This is a genomic window from Prevotella multiformis (genome assembly GCF_018127985.1).
GTDB classification, from domain to species: domain Bacteria; phylum Bacteroidota; class Bacteroidia; order Bacteroidales; family Bacteroidaceae; genus Prevotella; species Prevotella multiformis.
Genome location: NZ_CP072357.1, coordinates 1,143,140 through 1,158,719 on the forward strand (window position 1 = coordinate 1,143,140; position 15,580 = coordinate 1,158,719).

Below are 15,580 nucleotides of genomic sequence, written 5' to 3' on the forward strand. Positions count from 1 at the left end.
CGTCGCATACACCTAAACCAGAATCCTTATGAAACGAACATTCCTCTTACTACTGCTTGCCTGCTGCCTGCAGACCGTACGGGCACAAGGCGTGAAACCAGCACACGTGTCCGTCTATCCGGTTCCGGCTGATCTCCCTGAAGTCATTTCAGCGGTCAGCGAGAAGCTGCTGCCGGTGCAGGGAAAAATCACGGAGACACCGCTCATGGAGCTTCTTACGCATGAACTGTATATTCCCGGTTCCGATCCGGCCGGCCCGACACACCCCACCTGTCCGCCGTCTCCGTCGGATGATGAGGAAAGTGACGCGGAAGATACGGCTTCCTGGGAGGACGACATGGATTCCGTTGTCGTGGACTCCGCTGCCTACGACACGGAGGGAAAGGACAAAGGGGTTTCTACGGTTTTCATCGTCAACAGAACCGACTCGGCGAAGGTGGAAGCTCTGCTGGCACTTGCCCGTGAGAAAGGCTTCTATGACGCTTCGCGCTACCGGTACTTTTTCCAGCTGGACGGCCTCAGCAACACACAGCTGTATCTTTATATAGCTGACATGAAAAGCCCCTATGCCATCCCCTCTGTCCAGTACACGGATGTCTGGTCGGAGGATGCCCGGAAAAACAGCGATGACAATCCCTGGCTGTTCTCCCTGAATATGAACCGGACGTCAAGGGATGCCTTCGCCCTGCTCAGTCACCGCAGAATAAGCGACGTGGCGGCCATCTTCGTGGATGACGAGCCTGTTGCCATCCCGCGTCCCATCCCCGAAGAACATTACGACGGAAGCCTGCTGCTCGTCTGCAATCCGGCGGATGCGAAGCGCAGCCGCCTTTACGACCGTCTGAAGGCTGGTGCCGCCCACGTGCCGGAACCCGCCCCCCTGTTCCGCCCGCAGTATGTTGCCGGCGACACGCTGACCTATCGGGTCACATGGCCGAAACCGTATGAAGAGAACTGTCTTGACCATATGTTCCGGCTTGTGCCGCTGCTGTCAACTGACAGTCTCTGCCGTCTGGAGTTGATTGCCGATACCGTTCTCTCCTCCAGCAAGGAAGACCTGGAGTTCCATGGATTCAGGATTCCGATAGGAGAATTCCGTCAGCTGCTGCGCCGCAATCACTTCGTCATCGTGTATAAACCGGCATCGAACGATACGGGCATAGAACTGAAGGACAAGGAACGGTTTGCGAAAGAGCTGATGAAAATGTTGATGCGCCAGGCTCCGGCATGGAAGAAAGTACACCGGAGAGAGTCGGGCGATACCGCAGAAGAGGTGGCCATGGTGATGACATTCTATATCGTAAACGGAGTTGATCTATGGGATTTCTATCCTTCCATGCCTGAACTGCAGATGATGACCACCTTCAACAACCGCTTTTCAGCAGGGCAGACATCAGGAGAATACTTTTTCGACAGATTTGAAGGTGTGGTGAATTACCATATTGCGCACACCGGACAGGGGACCGTGATTTCCCTCCGGTCAGAAGAAGACAGATTCTATCCGACAAAGAATGGGTCAGTCCTAAAACCCAGTTGCAAGCCTACCCGCTTAAACACACAATTTCATAAGCCTATATAAAAAGAAAGGAATATCTGTAACTCCTCTGAACTGTGCCCTGAATGCCTTAACCTTAGCATTGAATGACTCGGCATTTGCATTCGTAGCTCTGTTTACAAAGAAATTGAGTATGGTTTGATAATGATTTTCAAACGTGTCAATCACTGTGTAGAAATTGTCCACTCCCAGCTCTTCAACCTCATTAAACCATTTTGCCAGCTTCAGCCTTGCAGCATCCTTGATGCTCTTGATGTTATAAATGTCGGTAAGTTTCATAGCCAAATCATATGCCTTTTTCAGTGTCGGATAATGTTCAAAGATGATCTGTGCCCTACCTTTCTGTGTTTCAGTCCACTTGGTCTTGTGCTTGGTCAATATGAACTTTGCTCTGGCGAGCAACTGCTTGCGCGTGTCACCATTGCTGTATCTAAATGGTATATATTCCTTTCCCTTACTTTTAGCTTCTTTTATCTCCTCATTCTCTTTATCTCTTGCCATCCATCGGTAAGCGATACGCATGTCATCCAGAGCATCATAATATAGTTTCTGCACATGAAATCTGTCATTGGTAATAAGTGCTTTGGGAAAAACAGAGCGGGCTATGCGCATCATCGAAGATGACAAATCGAGTGTTATCTCCTTGACAGTCTTCCGTTTAGAAAGGTTTATCTTCTTGAGAACCTGGATGACGTCCTCAGCCTTGGTCCCTTTAACCACAGCCACTAAAGTCCCTTTTCTGCCCTTTCCCGCCTTGTTGGTCAGAAAAGTATAAACCTCGCCACTGCTTAGACAGGTCTCATCGATACTTAGACTCTCTCCTATGTTATCTTCAAACAATAGCCAGTCTTGAGCATGATCCAACTGATTCCAGCTACGATAATCACTGAAATGTTCCTTGTACTGTGTGGATAACAGCTTGCCATTTACGCCATAGTGCGCACCAATGCTTGCGATGCTCTCTGCAGTGGACTCAATTCTATTCTTTTAAAAAAGAAACGAACTCGGGGGATAGTTTACTGCCCTCGGCCGTCAAATCATCATATGAATAAGTAAATATCTCTCCGTTGGAACTGTCACGCCACTTGCGACGGCGAACATGGAGGTAAACTGCTTTGCCACGAAGGGGAAAGTCCTGAATAACACGCTCGCTGGTAAAACCATAACTGCTTACAGTGCCTAACTTATGGTCTGACTTTTCCATGAAGTTACGCTCGTCAAGCCAAAAGTCAAACTGGGAAACACTCTCTTGAATATCGACAACATCAAAGTAGTCGGCAAGTACATCTGGAAAGATGCAACGTAATAATTGGTGACTCTTCATGATGCAAAGGTAATAAATACTTATGAGATTGTGTGCTTAAGCGGATAGACTTGCAACTGGGTTTTAGGACTGACCCCAAAGAATTCCATGGAAGTCCATGTTGATACAAAGGGGCTTATAGAAAAAATCGAGTATCACAGCCTCATGGAAGACACGGACAACGGATATACGATAGAACGGATAAGATAAGAAAAACGCCGGTACTCTCAGCGAGCACCGGCGTTATCAGTATGTTTAACTAAGAAATCTTTTCCAAATGAAAGGAAACCTCACGGCCGCCTTTATCATCCCAGATCAATCGTTAAACTTTTACCTTAATAAAATAACTAAAAACCTAAATCTATTACTACTAACCTAAACAATCTATTAACCTTTTGACGATGCAAAGGTAGAGAGATTTCTGTCTTCACACAACTTTTCACCGGAGAAATCCCTGAACACCGCATCATTCTTGACGCAAATCAACTCATTGCGTACGCAAACAACCAATATTTTGTTACTTTTCTTGTCTGTTTATCGCTTTTCTTGTAACTTTGCTGCAAACGATACGCCAATGAGAATACTGATAGTAAATACCAGTGAGAAGACAGGCGGGGCGGCCGTTGCCGCCAACCGGCTCAAGGATGCGCTGAACAACAACGGCGTGAAGGCGAAGATGCTGGTGCGTGACAAGCTGACGGACGACATCACCGTGGTCAGTCTCGGCCACGAATGGCAGAACCAGCGGCACCTGCTCTGGGAACGGTTCTGCGTGTTCTGCCACCTGCACTTCTCACGGGAACACCTCTTCGAGATAGACATCGCCAACGCAGGGAGCGACATCACGAAGCTGAGGGAGTTCAAGGAGGCCGACATCATACATCTCTCCTGGATCAACCAGGGCATGCTCTCCCTGAAGAACATCCGCAAGATCCTGTGCTCGGGCAAGCCGGTGGTGTGGACGATGCACGACCTCTGGCCGGCAGCCGGCATCTGCCATTATGCCCACGGCTGCTGCCGCTACGAGAACGGATGCGGCAACTGCCCGCTGCTGCCCGGCGGCGGCAGCCCGCACGACCTGTCGGCAAAGGTGTGGAAACGCAAGAAGGAAATGCTCAGTCACGGCAACATCTGGTTCGTCACCTGCAGCCAGTGGCTCTCCCGGCAGGCGAAACGGAGCGGACTCCTGCGCGGCATCAGCGTCAGGGACATCCCCAACCCGATCGACAGTCACTTCTTCCAGCCACAGGACAAGCAGGCGGCCCGGAAGCGGCTGCACCTCCCCGACGACAGACGCCTCGTGCTCTTCGTCTCACAGCGTGTGACGGACCAGCGCAAGGGAATGGACTATTTCGTGGAGGCGGTCGCCCGGATGGCGGAAGAGCATCCGGAGATGAAAGGACATACCGGCATCGCCATCCTCGGCGGACACGCCGAGGAACTGGAGGGGAAACTGGCACTGCCGGTCTATCCCATCGGCTACGTGAGCGACCAGCAGCGCATCCGGGACGTCTACAATGCCGCTGATGTATTCGTCCTTCCGTCGCTCGAAGACAACCTCCCCAATACCATCATGGAGGCCATGGCGTGCGGGGTACCGTGCGTGGGCTTCGCAGTCGGGGGCATACCCGAAATGATCGACCACAGGAAGAACGGCTACGTGGCGGCGGAACGTGATGCCGCCGACCTGGCAAAAGGCATCCGCTGGGTGCTGGACGAGGCCGACTATAAGGCTCTCTCAGAAGCGGCCGTGGCGAAAGTGCTGCACAGCTATTCGCAGCGGAGCGTTGCCAGACAGTACCTGGAAGTGTATAACGAGGCGATGGCCTATAAGAATTTCTGTCTATGATCACATTCTCTGTTGTCACGATAACCTACAATGCGGCCCCGGTGCTGCAGGCGACACTCGACAGCGTACTCATGCAGGACTATCCTCATGTAGAGCATCTCATCATTGACGGAGCCTCGACGGATGAAACGGTGCAGGTTGCCGAAAGCTATCGGCAGCAGTCTGCCGAAACCGACAACGAACATGTAGTGCGCATCCAGAGCGAACCGGACAACGGGCTCTACGATGCGATGAACAAGGGACTGCGGCTGGCGACAGGCGACTATGTCGTCTTCCTGAACGCCGGCGACCGCTTCCCTGCCGCCGACACGCTCGACCGCGTGGTGCTGGCTGCCGTGGTGGGCGACGGCGAAGAGCATCCTGCCGTCCTCTTCGGCGATACGGACATCATCGACGAGAAGGGCAACTTCCTCTGCCATCGCCGGCTCAGTCCGCCCGAACGCCTCACCTGGCGTTCCTTCCGCTACGGCATGCTGGTGTGCCATCAGGCGTTCTACGCCCGCACGGACATCGCCCGGTCGCTGCCGTATGACACCGGCTACCGCTATTCAGCAGACGTAGACTGGTGCATCCGGGTGATGAAAGAGGGGGAACGGCGCGGACTGCTGCTGCGCAACATCCATGCCGTCGTGGCCGATTACGTGCAGGAGGGACAGACGACCCTCCACCACAAGGAGTCGCTCCGGGAGCGTTTCGATGTGATGCGGCGGCATTACGGACTTCTCCAGACCTTGTTCCTCCATGCGTGGTTTGCCCTCCGGAGTCTTGTCAGATAGGACATACCTGCCTGTTCCAAAGGGTTCTTCCGTTAAAGACGTGGATGCTTTTCGCATAGCTTTAACGGAAGAACCGACGAAAATATAGCCAAGAGCGTCAACTTTCCATTCTATTTTCATCCTCCGATACAAATCCCTTTTCATTTGAATACGTTGAGAATACAGATGGGATTTTGAAAAGTCATTACATAATTGCAAACAAATCATCTGCAAACAAAAAGAACACGTGCAAAAAGCAGGTCTGTAACCGGCAGTTAATCAATTGGTTATTGAGCCGTTCGCAAAAGGTGCTTGATTGGACCTCAAAAGGGCGTTGGTAACACGCCGAAAGAGCACCTGTTGCAAGTCAATCAGGCATCTGTCAGAAGCCAGAAGAGCATGTGTCAGCTTGGATCGCATGAAAACAGTTTACAGACACCGATGATATGGGAACAGGTCGTCTGTAAAAGACGGAAAGACAGGCTGATGGACAGGCATCGCATCAATGCGCCTTTTCAGCATCTTATCTTGCAGTTTGTCCTCTTTTGAAGACCATCTGATTTCGGACAGTCATGCCATGCAGGTGCATAAGCCATTATTCTATTCCCCATCTACGCATTTAACGGAAGAAGCTTTTAAAGGGCTTTAATACGTCCTATCGATTGTTAAGGACGGCAATATTCCCGGTCATCGGGCGTTTTTCATCCGTACAACAAAGAAATGACAATGAAAGCTATCAGAATGAAAATGCTGGTTGTCCTGTCGATGCTGTGCCTGTCGGCAGCAGCCCAGACAGAGTACAGCGGCATCGCAGGAGCATCCCCGAGACTCGTCAGGGCACACAAGAAAGCACTGCAGAAAGAAGCCCGGAACAGTTCACGGACAGAGACCGTGTCCGGCACGGCAGGTCGGCAGCCAGCCGGCAGCCAGCGTGTCACCGCCAGCACTGCACCCCGGCAGACGGCCCGCAAGGATTCCGGTGAAATGGAGGTAAGACAAGGGCTGCAATCCGTCTCACGAGGCGTAGGACAGGTGGTGAAGCGTGAAGTCAAGACCATGGGAGAGATCACCCGCAAGATAGGCGAAGGGGGCAAAAAGTTCTTCAAGAAACTCGGGAAAGGCATCTCCGACTCCTTCAAGTCCGACAGTACCAGTCACAAATAACACGCTCCTTACTGCCCGGAAAGGCTTTTCCCGCATATCCGGGTCCGGCACACAGGGGAAAGAAGGCATCCTCCCTACAGCCCGGGGACGGCTTTCTCCGGTGCTTCCAGCACCGACGGTACAAGGAACAAATGCCGCACGGCAGGGGACTGTGTTCCTTGAGGATATGGTTTTCAATCCCATGCCCTGCCCTTCCTCCTTATTTTATCACACACAGCCTTTGCCGTTTCCGGTCAATTTCATACCTTTGCCGGCATGATTATCCAAATGCAGAAAGCTAAACCGAGGATAGAGGAGCTGGACTTCCTGAAATGTGCGTTCATCACCCTGATGATCGCCTTCCATCTTGTCTATATCGGAAACACCTACCCTGTCGCCAAACAACTGGTCTATACCTTCCACATGCCGGGGTTTCTGCTGGTATCAGGCTATCTGTTCAATGTCAGCAAACCCTGGGCGGCCTTGGGGAAGACACTGCTGTGGATATTCATTCCCTATTCCGTGATGGAGACCGGCTACACCGTAATGGCATCGCTGCTGCCTATCCGCGAGCACATCGACCACCTGACCCCAGGACTGCTCATCGACCACATTTTCCTTCATCCGACAGGCCCTTACTGGTACCTGCATACACTGATGCTGTGCGGAGCATGTTATTACGTGGCTTTCAGGAAACCGAGGGGAAGATCCGTCCGGACAGCCGGAACGGGGAAACCGCTCATCCCCGAAAGGCTGATAAGCCTGGAGAACCAGATGCTGACGGGGCGCTTCGTTCTCCTTGCCCTTTTCCTCTGGCTGCTCTCCCATGGCTGCGGACTGCTCTCGACCGCCAATGCCGCTTATTTCTTCGCAGGGGCTGCCGTCCGGCAGATGGTGGGCGACTTCCGCCGTGCCTTCCCTGTCAGCTGGTGGACTCTGCCGCTGCTGGCCACAGTGTGTCTCGACCCCGGCCATTACCACAAGGAAACATTCTGGGGTGCCTGCATCGTCTACCTCGTCATCTGCTCACTGCTGTGGATCTATTCACGCAGGATTCCACAGGGGCTGAAACGCCTGATGCTCTTCATCGGACGAAACACCTTTCCCCTCCTGCTCTTCTCTCCCGTCTTTACGATTCTCGCCAAGTACTACCAGCCCCTGCTGCTCCGTGCAGAGCCTACGGGGATGCTTTTTCTCGCCGTCAGTGTAGGTTTTGCCATGGCCGGATCGTTCGGAATAACCTGGATGATGGACGCGACAGGCGTTTCAAGACTGTTCTTTGGGAAAAACGGACTTAACCGGTAGGCGGTGACGGATCCTTCACCGCCTGGCGACGGCGACCTTACAGACTCTCCTGCGCCAGCACCTCCCCGTCCAGCGTATAGGCGGTGAAGACACCGTGCTCATAGACCATGAAAGTAGGGACATTCCCGCCTTTGGGAAAAGTGATGGAACCGAGATTGCAGACAAGCGTACGGTCTTGGCGCGTAAGTTCCCACAGGTGCGTATGTCCGTAGACGATTGCATCAATGCTGCCTTTCGGCATCGACACCTTATTATATATATGTCCGTGGGTCAGGAAAAGTCTCCTGCCCTCGTCGACCAGCAGCAGATAGTCCGCCATCATCGGGAAATCCAGCAGCATCTGGTCGACCTCCGCATCACAGTTCCCCCTTACAGCCACAATGCTGCCGGCCCGCCTGTTCAGGGCTTCCACAATCCCTTTGGCATCGATACCCTCCGGAATGGAGTTGCGCGGACCGTAGTTCAGGATGTCTCCGAGAATACAGAGCATGTCACAATGTTCACGGTCGTAGAACCGAAGTACCTTCTCAAGTGCGGGCAGACTGCCATGGATGTCTGATACCAACAGATATTTCATTATGCTATGGTTATTGGTTATGCCGGCAAAGGTACGGCTATTTTCCCATATATCCTTGACAGCCGCAGACATATTGCCGTCGGGCAGGACACAGGACATCCTCCTCCTGACCGGCAGAGCATCCGGGCTCCTCCTTTCATGTGCCCCGCCGGCCATCTTTCCCCGGTAAAACAACGGCTGCCGTCCGGCAAGACCAGAACCGCATGGATTCCCATGCGTGATCTCCTTTCAACTGGCTGTTCCTTTTTGTTTTAGGAAAAGCCAGCCCACCGGCTTCATCCGAAAAGCCATGCCGGCATCGGCCGGACAGCGCCTCTTTCACGACAGGCGGCTTCCGTACCGGCGGCTGTTGTATGCGTGTCAGGCCTCAGCAAGACGGGCGACCACCAACAGCACGATTTGTGTCAGGCACCTTCTCATCAGCAGAAGGCAGTGGAACGGATCTGTCCCGGTCCTTGTCACAGATTCGGCAGGCAGCCGGCGGCAGGCTCATACGGAAACTGCCAGCCGGACAGCGATTTAACATGATATTGGAAACAAAAGCCGCCTTTTCTGCAATGTTGTTCCGTAGTCAAAATAGGGATATATATATTTTTTTAAAGAAAACACCTGATTTAATTTGTTTGTTTAAAACTTTTAGCTATATTTGCGCCATAGAAGTCTATTACTTACAACCTAACATGATAATAACATAAAGGACCTGCCTTATGAATATGAAAAGACTCGTTTTATGTTCCTTGTTCATGCTGTCAGCCATTGTCAGCTTCGCCCAGCAGTTGTTTACCTCCAAGGGCGTCGTCGTCGACGAGACGGGCGAGACCGTCATCGGAGCGACTGTGCAGATTGCGGGCGACAGCAAGTTGATAACCGTGACCGATGCTGACGGCCATTTCACACTGGGCAATGTGAAGCCGGGATCGAAGATGGAAATCAGCTATGTCGGCATGAAAACCTTTTCGGGCATTGCCAAACCCGAAATGAAAGTGACGCTGGTCAATGACAACTCCACCCTGGACGAAATCATCGTAACGGCCTTCGGAGAACAGAAACGTTCCGCCTTTACAGGGTCCGCCGCCATCGTAGACTCGAAGAAGATGGAGCAAAAGCAGCTGAACAACGTGATGAGCAGTCTGAAAGGTGAAGCGGCCGGCGTACAGATCATAGACAACAGCGGTGAGCCGGGAGCGACACCCGCCATCCGTGTGCGCGGTTTCAGCAGCATCAGCGCCGGACAGAGCCCGCTGATCATCGTGGACGGTGCGCCCTACGACGGCGGATGGAACAACATCAACCCTGCCGACGTGGCCTCCGTGACGGTGCTGAAGGATGCCTCCTCGACGGCACTCTACGGCGCACGCGGCGCCAACGGCGTCATCATGGTGACGACCAAACGCGCGCAGGCAGGCAATGCCCGCATCACGGTCGACATGAAATGGGGTGCCAACACCCGCATCAAGCGTGACTACGAGACCATCAGCGACCCCGCAGAATACTATGAGTATTATTACAAGGCACTGTATAACTACCAGCTCAACGGACTTGGACTGACACCTGCACAGGCTATGGTGGAGGCCAACAAGCAGCTTCTATCACCACCAAATGAAGGCGGATTGGGCTATCAGATCTTCACAATCCCCAACGGAGAATACCTTATCGGGGCCGACGGCCGCATCAATCCGCATGCAACACTGGGGCATATCTTCAACTACAATGGGAAAGAGTACATGGTGACCCCTGACAACTGGGAGCGACTGGGATTCCGGCACGGTGCACGAAAACAGTATGACATCAGCCTGACCGGCGGAAGTGAGAAGATGCAATACTATCTTTCTTTAGGATATCTGAACAATGAGGGCATTGCCTATAATTCGGACTTTAATCGAATAACGGTACGTGCCAAAGCCGACTATGAGGCACTCAAGTGGCTGCGCGTAGGTACAAACGTAAACTTCAGTCGTACAAAGTACCATTCTATTAGTTCTGACGACAACGGTCTTTTCTATCAGATCAACAACATGGCTCCCATCTACCCGGCATTTATCCGTGATGGTGCCGGCAACATCATGACCGACGAGAACGGACAGATGTATGATTACGGAGACGGATCTTTGATAGGATATGCACGCCCCATCTTGCCAAACAACAATCCTTTGCAGGAGAACAGTTTGAATACAAACAGTAGTAAAAACAACATGTATTCTTTCTTCGGATACGCTGACATTATGCCGATTAACGATCTGAAAATCACACTCAACGGGACGCTTACGAGCTACGACTCACGCGGGACAGATGCGACACAGCCATTTTATGGTTATAGCCGCACAGCCTACCCGACAGGTTTCGTGTCAAGGTCAAGTGACCAGACATACTCTTACAACTTCCAGCAGCTTGTCAACTACCACCATGATTTCGGACACCATCATATGGAAATACTCTTGGGACACGAATTCTATCGCAGTCGTTACGAGAACTTGTTTGGTACAAAAACGGGCATGGCATCTTACTTTACCAATCAGACGCTGGCGGGAGCCATCAAGCTGGACAAGACTGGAGAAAGCGGAAACAGCGCATACGAATCAGAAGGATTCTTTGGCCGAGGACAGTACGATTACGACCAGAAATACTTCGGCAGTATCTCTTACAGGCGTGATGCGTCAAGCCGCTTTGATCCGGACCATCGATGGGGCAACTTCTACTCTCTTGGCGGTGCATGGATCATCACAAAAGAAAAATTCATGAAGTCACTCCGCTGGCTGAACATGCTTAAGCTGAAAGCCTCTTTCGGACAGCAGGGCAATGACAACATCGGCGACTTCCACTATATTGATACTTATTCCATCGTGAACAACAATGGTAAAGTCGCTCTTGTACTGAACGAAAAAGGCAATCCTGATATCACCTGGGAAACCAACAACAATTTCAACATCGGTTTCGATTTCGAGCTTTTCAACAGCCGTCTACGTGGAAGCGTCGAGTATTTCTACAAGAAAACAACAGACATGCTCTGCTTCGTTGAAGCCCCGAATTCGGCAGGCTACAAGGGTTCCTACGACAACATCGGTGACATGGTGAACAAGGGACTGGAGGTGGATCTCTCCGCAACCGTCCTGAAGAAAAAGAACATCAGCTGGGATGTCAACGTGAACGCTACAACCTATAAGAATAAAATTGCCAAACTCGCAGATGAGCTCAAGGCCGACTTGGTTGTTGACGGACATCCAGGTTATGTTTCAGGAGATAGGCTCTATGCCGAGGGACTTCCTCTTTACACATGGTATATCCGCCGTTATGCGGGACTGTCAGAGGAAGGGAAATCAATGTGGTACTATACTGACAATGACGGGAACTTGCAGAAAACAGATGTATATGGAAACGCAACCTATTACAACTGCGGGAGTCCTCATCCAGACCTTTATGGCGGTTTCGGGACGACACTAAGCGCATACGGACTCGACCTCTCCGTTTCCTTCAGCTACTCTATCGGTGGAAAAGCTTACGACTATGGTTATGCGAGTCTGATGGGAGTTCCTATTGGAACATCTGGCGGCTGTGCAATCCACAAGGACGCACGGAAAGCCTGGTCAACGGACAACCCTACAAGTGATATCCCCCGCTGGCAATACAATGACCCGAATTCCGTGTCTGTAAGTGACAGATTCCTGGTCAGTGGAAGTTACCTGACTTTACAAAGCATCAACTTCGGCTATACACTGCCTGACAACTGGGTTCAGCGCATAGGACTGACCGGTATCCGTGTTTATCTGGCGGCAGACAATGTGTACTACTGGAGCAAGCGGAAAGGATTTGACCCTCGCGGCTCTTTCTACGGAAGCAGCAGCACAGCTGATTACAGTCCAACACGTACCGTTTCAGCAGGCTTAAAGCTAACTTTCTAAGATCAACATCAACTAAAAATCAAAGAAGTATGAAACACCGTATATTAAATTACTTCATGTCACTGGTCATGCTTGCAGTAATCTCGGGACTTGGAGGATGCATAGACTCTGTCGACCCATCATCAACACTGACCTCCAAACAAGTAAAAGACCTGACCTCCTCTCAGCAGGGTTTGCTGAACGGCATCGTTTCTTATATGATCAAGTTCGGTTCTTGGGGTGACGGAGCCTTGCCCTTGAACGATTGGGGTTACCCGTGCCAGATGTTCTATCGGGAAATCCTCGGTTCCGACATTCCCGTCTACAACAGCAGTTACAGCTATTGGCCGGCTGTCGAGAACGGAAATGACTCACGTTACAAGGCCTATTATACTTACGATTATTATTACAGCCTCATAGCAACCTGCAACAATGTGACAAGTGTGATTGACCCTGCCACGGCTTCCCAGACTTCTAAGAACTATCTGGGAATAGCCCTGGCTTACCGTGCAATGGCCTATCTGGATATAGCACGTCAGTTTGAATTCAAGAAGACAGGTATCGCAAGTCTGGACGATAAGGCAGAAAAGGACAAGATATGGGGGCTTACCGTGCCTATCGTTACAGAGAAGACAACCAAAGAGATGCAACGCCACAACCCACGCGCTCCTTTCTATACGATGTACCGATTTATCCTGACCGATCTGAATCATGCGGAAGAGTATCTGAAGGACTATACTCGACCTAATAAGAAAATGCCTGACCTCAATGTAATTTATGGAATGAAGGCACGCCTATGGCTGGAACTGGCCACACGTTTTGACAAATCAACTGACGACCTAAAAAACGCAGTAGCAGCCGAAGACTCCACAAGCATTACATACGACAAATTGGGTGTGAGAACAGCTCGTGAATGCTACGAGAAAGCACGCAGCTATGCGCGTTTAGCATCAAATGGTTACAGCCCTGTCACAGAAACAGAATGGCATGACCCTAAGAAAGGCTTCAACACACCTAACCAGGCTTGGATGTGGTGCCTCGGCTATAGTACCCGAGAGGAGCTTACCTATATGTACTACACCTTCACAAGTACGGTGACAACTGAGACTGACTGGGGGCTGACACGTGCCTATGGAGCCTATCGCATGATAGGGAGCTGGCTTTACGGTCAGATCGGACAAGGCGACTGGCGCCGTTATTCATGGGTCGCTCCCGATGCAGCAGGGACGCACGAGGGATACAAGCAATACGACTCTCTCACAATAGCAGGGCATAAGGTACCATGCTCCTTGCTGAACGAGGAAGAATGGAAAGAACTTCCTGCTTACGTGAACACGAAATTCCGACCGGCAAATGGCAACAGGGTAGATCCTTATGCAGGTCAATTCATCAGCCTTCCGCTGATGCGTGTAGAGGAGATGAAGTTCATTGACATGGAGTGTACGGCACATCTCGATGGCGTAGCAGCCGGTGTCGCCGCCCTCAACTCGTTTGTCAACACCTATCGCTACACAGACAACTCCTATCAGGCCAACGCCACGACAATGGACGAGTTCGTCAAGGAATTGATGATCCAGAAACGCATAGAATTCTGGGGAGAGGGGATTACTTACTTCGACTACAAGCGCCTTGCATTACAGGTTCGACGAAAAGACAACACAAACTACGAGCCGATTGCACAGATCAATTCCAAGCCCGGTTATGTCTGCCCATGGATGAACTTCTTTATCCTTGAATATGAATCGCAGAAGAACGTTGCCTGCAAACCGAATCCGGACACTTCCGGCAGCCTTACGGTGACCAACCAGTAATCATTTAGGAAATTGACAGATAGACCATAAACAAAGACAGACCCTGAAGACGAGCATCGTGTCCCGGCTTCGGGGTCTGTTTTCTTTATCATGGATATTATGGAGATAAAAGACATCTTTGAACTGCGGAAACAAGGACGGACCGAAGAAGCATACGCAGCCATCCTGCCCATGTATGCCGCACACAAGGGGCACTATACCACGATTGCCATGTTCTGGGTGGGTGTGGACATGATGAGACTCCGGTTCCAGCAACGCAGACTGGAGGAAGCATATAAGATATTCAGGAGTCTGGTGAGACTCTACCCTACCATGGACGACAAGGACCTGAAGGGGCAGAATGCCATGATGCGAGCCGCCCTGCTCGTCTTCGACCATCACCCGGCTTTCTCTATGCTCGACTTCATCACGCAGTGGGACATCACCCGACTGACGGAGGAGGACTGGACAAGAGGAGAGAGCAACGGACATCCCGTTCCCTCCATCGGGATGCGTGTCGTCGGCAAAGTGTTCAAGGAAGTAGAGGGCAAGCCGACGGTCGACATGGCGCTGAAGGCCGCCCCCATTCTGGCCGAGGCACTGAAACACAGTCCTTACAACATGAACAACCAGCGTTACAAGGCGATGATCTACCGGATCATGGGCAAGAAGGACAAGGCCGTCAACATCTACATGCACCTCATCAGCAAGCACCGGCAGTCCTACCTCTTCCACGAACTGTCCGAGCTCGTCGATGACGAACGCTATAAGATCGCCCTGCTGTGCAAAGCCATCTCCGCACAACGTGAAGAGAAGTTCCGGCAGCGTATGCGGTTCACCCTCGCCGGCCTGCTGTTCGGCAGAGACAAGGCCCGCGCCCGTTACGAACTGGACAAGTGCCTCGCCATGCGCAGGCAGTTAGGGTATTCCATCACATGGGAGATGCAGAACCTCGCAGCCAGCCTGGCGGAGGTCGCCCCCGTGTCAGACATCGATGAGAAGAGCTTTTACAGGGAGCAGGAGACGGTCCTCCGCGAACTCATGCGGTAGTCCCCATGCCGCACCTCTCTTCCCTCTTCCATGTTCTCACCGGCTGTTCGGCAGGTGCCCCCTCCGGCTGCACGTCCGGCTTCTCTGCAAAACATCTTTACAAAGGCTTTTCAGGATGTGCCGCTCATTGACAGCCGATACGGAGCCATTTGCATAAACAGAACCTGCAGAGACTTCTGTCCGTTCAAGGCAGAGTCTAAAGATTACCCTGGACAGATGCTCCTTCAGGCGACCGTCCCTTGCATGAGAGGCCCACACGACTACCCGAGGCGAATGCCCTGACAGAGAGAAGGTGCATGGAGACCGCATGATCCGACAGCCTTTCCCGTCCTCTTCCGCCCATTTCCGATAGCCTGACAAAACAGAATCCGACAGGAC

Annotated in this window: 11 protein-coding genes; 8 read left to right on the forward strand and 3 right to left on the reverse strand. The window is 51.8% G+C overall.

The annotated features are described in order from the left end of the window. Nucleotides 1-28: 28 nt before the first annotated feature. Entirely contained in the window at nt 29-1,579 is a 1,551-nt protein-coding gene (locus J4864_RS04645; protein WP_246479368.1) for a hypothetical protein, read from the forward strand. On the opposite strand, the gene J4864_RS04650 is transcribed toward J4864_RS04645, so the two are convergent. Both J4864_RS04650 and J4864_RS04655 read right to left on the reverse strand, forming a co-directional pair. After that, nucleotides 1,550-2,533, reverse strand: coding sequence for an ISAon1 family transposase (locus J4864_RS04650; protein ID WP_449579655.1), 984 nt, complete (start codon nt 2,531-2,533; stop codon nt 1,550-1,552). The genes J4864_RS04645 and J4864_RS04650 overlap by 30 nt on opposite strands. A 1-nt stretch (nt 2,534) precedes the next feature. Next, on the reverse strand, nt 2,535-2,879 hold the full coding sequence (locus J4864_RS04655) for an ISAon1 family transposase N-terminal region protein (protein WP_211813866.1): 345 nt from the start codon (nt 2,877-2,879) through the stop codon (nt 2,535-2,537). A 553-nt stretch (nt 2,880-3,432) separates the two neighbouring features. Here J4864_RS04655 and J4864_RS04660 point away from each other — a divergent pair. From J4864_RS04660 to J4864_RS04675, 4 genes are all read left to right on the forward strand, one after another. Next, nucleotides 3,433-4,707 (forward strand): glycosyltransferase family 4 protein, encoded by a 1,275-nt coding sequence (locus tag J4864_RS04660; protein ID WP_211813867.1) that lies wholly within the window; start codon nt 3,433-3,435, stop codon nt 4,705-4,707. Next, complete coding sequence (locus J4864_RS04665; protein ID WP_211813868.1) at nt 4,704-5,483, forward strand: glycosyltransferase family 2 protein; 780 nt, start codon at nt 4,704-4,706, stop codon at nt 5,481-5,483. Before J4864_RS04660 ends, J4864_RS04665 begins: the two co-directional genes overlap by 4 nt. A gap of 705 nt (nt 5,484-6,188) precedes the next feature. After that, nucleotides 6,189-6,626, forward strand: a complete 438-nt coding sequence (locus tag J4864_RS04670) for a hypothetical protein (RefSeq protein WP_211813869.1) — start codon at nt 6,189-6,191, stop codon at nt 6,624-6,626. 255 nt (nt 6,627-6,881) lie between these two features. Next, nucleotides 6,882-7,910, forward strand: a complete 1,029-nt coding sequence (locus tag J4864_RS04675; protein ID WP_211813870.1) for an acyltransferase family protein — start codon at nt 6,882-6,884, stop codon at nt 7,908-7,910. A 37-nt stretch (nt 7,911-7,947) separates the two neighbouring features. Here the strand turns inward: J4864_RS04675 and yfcE are convergent, their stop codons facing one another. Continuing rightward, nucleotides 7,948-8,487, reverse strand: a complete 540-nt coding sequence (yfcE, locus tag J4864_RS04680) for a phosphodiesterase (protein WP_040554566.1) — start codon at nt 8,485-8,487, stop codon at nt 7,948-7,950. Between the two features lie 707 nt (nt 8,488-9,194). Between yfcE and J4864_RS04685 the strand changes: the two genes are divergently transcribed. The 3 genes from J4864_RS04685 to J4864_RS04695 all read left to right on the forward strand — a co-directional run bounded on the left by J4864_RS04685 (nt 9,195) and on the right by J4864_RS04695 (nt 15,202). Beyond that, complete coding sequence (locus J4864_RS04685) at nt 9,195-12,383, forward strand: SusC/RagA family TonB-linked outer membrane protein (RefSeq protein ID WP_211813871.1); 3,189 nt, start codon at nt 9,195-9,197, stop codon at nt 12,381-12,383. A gap of 29 nt (nt 12,384-12,412) precedes the next feature. Further along, nucleotides 12,413-14,173, forward strand: coding sequence for a RagB/SusD family nutrient uptake outer membrane protein (locus tag J4864_RS04690; protein ID WP_007367572.1), 1,761 nt, complete (start codon nt 12,413-12,415; stop codon nt 14,171-14,173). A 99-nt stretch (nt 14,174-14,272) separates the two neighbouring features. Beyond that, nucleotides 14,273-15,202 carry a tetratricopeptide repeat protein gene (locus tag J4864_RS04695; RefSeq protein WP_040554569.1) on the forward strand — a complete coding sequence of 310 codons (930 nt, stop codon included), beginning with the start codon at nt 14,273-14,275 and terminating at the stop codon, nt 15,200-15,202. The last annotated feature ends 378 nt before the right edge of the window (nt 15,203-15,580 follow it).

What these genes read in the sequence shown, in the direction of transcription:
- J4864_RS04645 (WP_246479368.1), top strand. Translation starts at nt 29, where the DNA reads ATGAAACGAACATTCCTCTTACTACTGCTTGCCTGCTGCCTGCAGACC.
- J4864_RS04655 (WP_211813866.1), bottom strand. Translation starts at nt 2,879, where the DNA reads ATGAAGAGTCACCAATTATTACGTTGCATCTTTCCAGATGTACTTGCC.
- J4864_RS04660 (WP_211813867.1), top strand. Translation starts at nt 3,433, where the DNA reads ATGAGAATACTGATAGTAAATACCAGTGAGAAGACAGGCGGGGCGGCC.
- J4864_RS04665 (WP_211813868.1), top strand. Translation starts at nt 4,704, where the DNA reads ATGATCACATTCTCTGTTGTCACGATAACCTACAATGCGGCCCCGGTG.
- J4864_RS04670 (WP_211813869.1), top strand. Translation starts at nt 6,189, where the DNA reads ATGAAAGCTATCAGAATGAAAATGCTGGTTGTCCTGTCGATGCTGTGC.
- J4864_RS04675 (WP_211813870.1), top strand. Translation starts at nt 6,882, where the DNA reads ATGATTATCCAAATGCAGAAAGCTAAACCGAGGATAGAGGAGCTGGAC.
- yfcE (WP_040554566.1), bottom strand. Translation starts at nt 8,487, where the DNA reads ATGAAATATCTGTTGGTATCAGACATCCATGGCAGTCTGCCCGCACTT.
- J4864_RS04685 (WP_211813871.1), top strand. Translation starts at nt 9,195, where the DNA reads ATGAATATGAAAAGACTCGTTTTATGTTCCTTGTTCATGCTGTCAGCC.
- J4864_RS04690 (WP_007367572.1), top strand. Translation starts at nt 12,413, where the DNA reads ATGAAACACCGTATATTAAATTACTTCATGTCACTGGTCATGCTTGCA.
- J4864_RS04695 (WP_040554569.1), top strand. Translation starts at nt 14,273, where the DNA reads ATGGAGATAAAAGACATCTTTGAACTGCGGAAACAAGGACGGACCGAA.